The 3,649-nt window shown below is 35.6% G+C and carries 4 protein-coding genes; 3 read left to right on the top strand and 1 reads right to left on the bottom strand.

The genetic code is table 11. The features are described from left to right. On the top strand, nucleotides 1–1,009 hold a 1,009-nt coding region (locus VNJ50_RS13705; RefSeq protein ID WP_325582854.1), incomplete at its 5' end, for a DEAD/DEAH box helicase. A gap of 12 nt (nucleotides 1,010–1,021) precedes the next feature. Beyond that, the gene (locus VNJ50_RS13700) at nucleotides 1,022–1,801 is read left to right on the top strand and encodes a S1/P1 nuclease (RefSeq protein ID WP_325582852.1); all 780 of its coding nucleotides are present in this window, start codon (nucleotides 1,022–1,024) and stop codon (nucleotides 1,799–1,801) included. A gap of 93 nt (nucleotides 1,802–1,894) precedes the next feature. On the opposite strand, the gene VNJ50_RS13695 is transcribed toward VNJ50_RS13700, so the two are convergent. Then, the gene (locus tag VNJ50_RS13695) at nucleotides 1,895–2,740 is read right to left on the bottom strand and encodes a universal stress protein (RefSeq protein WP_325582851.1); all 846 of its coding nucleotides are present in this window, start codon (nucleotides 2,738–2,740) and stop codon (nucleotides 1,895–1,897) included. Nucleotides 2,741–3,062: 322 nt separating this feature from the next. Here VNJ50_RS13695 and VNJ50_RS13690 point away from each other — a divergent pair. Beyond that, on the top strand, nucleotides 3,063–3,649 hold a 587-nt coding region (locus tag VNJ50_RS13690), incomplete at its 3' end, for an MFS transporter (RefSeq protein WP_325582849.1).

The following is a 3,649-nucleotide window of genomic DNA, read 5'->3' as shown; positions in this document are numbered from 1 at the left end:
AGCCGTTTCACAAGGATTGGACATTTTGGTTGCCACGCCAGGTCGCTTATTTGATTTGGCCGTTAGCCACGTTTTACAACTCAAATCCGTTCAAAAAATAGTTATTGATGAAGTCGATGTGATGCTAGATTTAGGTTTTAGACATCAACTTTTAAATATTTTTGACATCTTACCAGAGCGTCGTCAGAACATTATGTTTTCGGCAACCATGACCGATGATGTTGATGAATTTATCAACGATTTTTTTACTGCTCCAGTACAGGTAACCATTGCGATTTCAGGAACACCACTCGAAAACATTAGTCAAGAACGCTATGATATTCCTAACTTTTATTCAAAAGTCAATGTTCTGGAGCATCTACTGAGCGATAAGCAGACTTACACTAAAGTATTGATTTTTGTGTCCCATAAAAAAATGGCCGATTTGCTATTTGACAAAATTGAAGAGTTGTTCCCTAATCAAAGTTGCGTCATTCACTCCAATAAAACACAAAATTACCGACTTCGAAGTATTGAACAGTTTAAGGAGGGTGCCCATCGGATTTTGATTGCTACAGATGTGATGGCACGCGGACTTGATATTGACCATGTGAGCCACGTTATCAATTTTGATACTCCTCATTTTCCTGAAAACTATTTGCATCGAATTGGTCGGACGGGTCGTGCAGAACGCGAAGGACAAACTTTACTTTTTTCTACAGAAGCAGAACAAGACTTCGTTAAAGCCATAGAAACGCTGATGCAAATGGAAATTCCGCTTAAAGAAATTCCTGAAGGCGTTAAACTTTCAACAGAACTTATTGAACAAGAACGTCCACAAAACAAAGAGCGCAACAATCCTTTAAAACGAAGTGATGCGGATATGCCAGGTCCAGCTTTTCATGAGAAAAAAGAAAAAAACAAAAAGCAAAATTTAGGAGGCTCTTACCGTCGCGAAATTGCCAAAAAATATAAAAAACCAAAAACAAGAGGTGACAAGAATTTTAATAAAAGAAATAAGAAAAAATAATATAAACTTAGCATGAAACTTAGATTCCTTTTTACGATAATCGCTTTAATGATGTTCAGTTTTAGTAGCCACGCCAGTTTAAAATGGGGCGCTACCGGACATCGTACAGTGGGTGCCATTGCCGATCAATACACTTCAAAAAAAGCAAAACGCCAAATCAAAAAGCTATTAAACCATCAATCGTTGGCATTGGTATCTACATTTGGTGATGATATCAAATCCGATCCACGATTTAAAAAATTTGAAACTTGGCATTATGTCAATATGGATTTTAATGAAACCTATCAAACGTCTAAAAAAAATCCTGAAGGCGATCTGGTTACCGGAATTGCATATTGCAAAACCATTATTACAGATTCCAAAGCATCGGATGAGGATAAAGCTTTTTATTTGAAAATGCTTATTCATTTGATTGGCGATTTACATCAACCGCTGCATATTGGCCGTGAACAAGACCGTGGTGGCAATGATATTAAAGTACAATGGCAATTTAGAGATACTAATCTTCATAAAGTTTGGGACAGCCAAATGATTGATTCTTATAAAATGAGTTATAGCGAATTGGCTAACAATACCAGTTATCTAACAAAAGAGCAAGTTAAAACCTATCAACAAGGCACTGTGATTGATTGGGTAAATGCTACTCAAATTTTGGCCAATGACATCTATGCTTCTACCAAACCTGGTGAAAATCTACATTATGCGTATTCGTACAAATACTTGGATGTTGCCCGCACACAATTGCAAATTGCTGGCATTAGATTGGCAAAAGTGCTGAACGACTTGTTTTAATTTGATATTTTATTCTAAAAACAAAAAAGGATTTGAAACATCAAAATTTCAAATCCTTTTTTTGTTTTAACAATTATTAAAATGGTTATCGTTCTATTTTGGAATCACCAAAATTGGAATTTTCGGATTGAAAGTAAGGTTTTTGATAACCGGTTCGTTAAGGATTTTTTCCAAAATACCATGCTTATAATTAATCATCGCAAGAATATCGATTTCAAGATCATCAACAAATTTTGCAATGGCTTTTGCTTTCGTCGTATAATCTGGAAGCCAATGGAAACTATGTTCATAATCACCTAAATATTTCTTAAGCATGACCATATTATTTTCTTGGACTTCTGACAGCTCAAGATCTACATTAATATGGACAATTCGAAGTTTTGAATGGTACAAATCAGCTAAATTTTTAAGTACTTGTATTTCCTTTTCATCATAACTTCTATTATAATCGGTTGGAAAGGTGATTTGCTTTGGTTCCACAAAAGAAAATGTTTCTGGAAGAACCAAAACAGGGCATTCCGTGATTTTTCGTATCACTTTAATAGTGTTACTTCCCATAACATATTCAACAGCGCCAGTTGCACCTTTAGTACCCATGACAACCATGTTAATGTTATATTCCTGCACAGCATTTTTTACAGCTGTTTTCAACTCCTCACCACTCAGCAAGGCTTCAAAATTATGTTTTGGATTGGCATTTGTAGCTTTAGCTTGTTTAATAACCTCGGCCAATGAATGCTCTATAACCACCCTATTCTGGTTGTCCTCGCTATAGGCGGATTGGTATGCTCTAGCAACCGCTTCATTTATAAAAGTGCTGTGCAATATATAAAACGTACAGTGCTGATTAGCATACAGTTTTATAGCATAACTTAAAGCATTAGATGCATTTTTTGAAAAGTCGGTTGGAACTAAAATATTCAATTTATTGGACATCATGATATCGATTTTTTTGAGTAAAATTATCAGAAACGGAATAGTCTAAATGAAATTCAACACGTATTTTAAATAGCACATTTCCAACATCAAATTTATAAAATGCAGCACTTAAAATCTATGATAAATATCAATAATTATAAAAACGAAAGAAAGCTGTTTTATAGTGCTTTTTTATAAACCATAACTTCTTAACCAAATATTAAACACTGAATTCGATAAACTTTTTTTAAACGGTTTAGACATCTAAATAAAACCTGCATTACACAAGTCCATTACTCTATTAAACTTTAACTTTGCTCAAAAAAATAACTGTCCTAGTTTTATGAATCACAATACCCCAAATCAACCAAATAGAAGCTGGATTTTGGCAGCTTTAATGCTGACTATGGCATTGGCTGCAATGGACAGCACGATTGTTGCTACTGCAATTCCACAAATTGTAGGCGATTTGGGCGGGTTTTCTCTCTTCAGTTGGTTATTCTCAATTTACTTATTGATCCAAACCATCACTATTCCTATTTACGGGAAACTGGCAGATATTTATGGCCGTAAACCCATCCTTATTTATGGCGTTATTGTTTTCTTACTAGGTTCGGCAGCATGTGCAGCCGCTTGGAACATGGTTAGCTTAATAGGATTTAGAGGGCTTCAAGCCGTTGGCGCTGGTGCCATTATGGCAACGGTCAACACCATTGCCGCCGATATTTATACCATTGAAGAACGGGCCAAAATTCAAGGATGGCTTTCCAGTGTTTGGGGTGTTTCTGCTATTTTAGGTCCCACTTTGGGTGGCGCACTTGCCGATTATGCCTCCTGGCGCTGGATATTCTTGATCAATATTCCTATAGGTATTGGTTCAATTGTTATGATCAGTCTGTTTTTAAATGAAAACAAACCTGTAAAACTTTT

Source organism: Gelidibacter sp., from assembly GCF_035577925.1.
Classification (GTDB): Bacteria; Bacteroidota; Bacteroidia; order Flavobacteriales; family Flavobacteriaceae; genus Gelidibacter.
This window is presented reverse-complemented; position numbering and strand designations above follow the sequence as displayed.

Coding starts and splice junctions, on each gene's coding strand:
- VNJ50_RS13700 (WP_325582852.1), top strand. CDS start 1,022: ATGAAACTTAGATTCCTTTTTACGATAATCGCTTTAATGATGTTCAGT.
- VNJ50_RS13695 (WP_325582851.1), bottom strand. CDS start 2,740: ATGATGTCCAATAAATTGAATATTTTAGTTCCAACCGACTTTTCAAAA.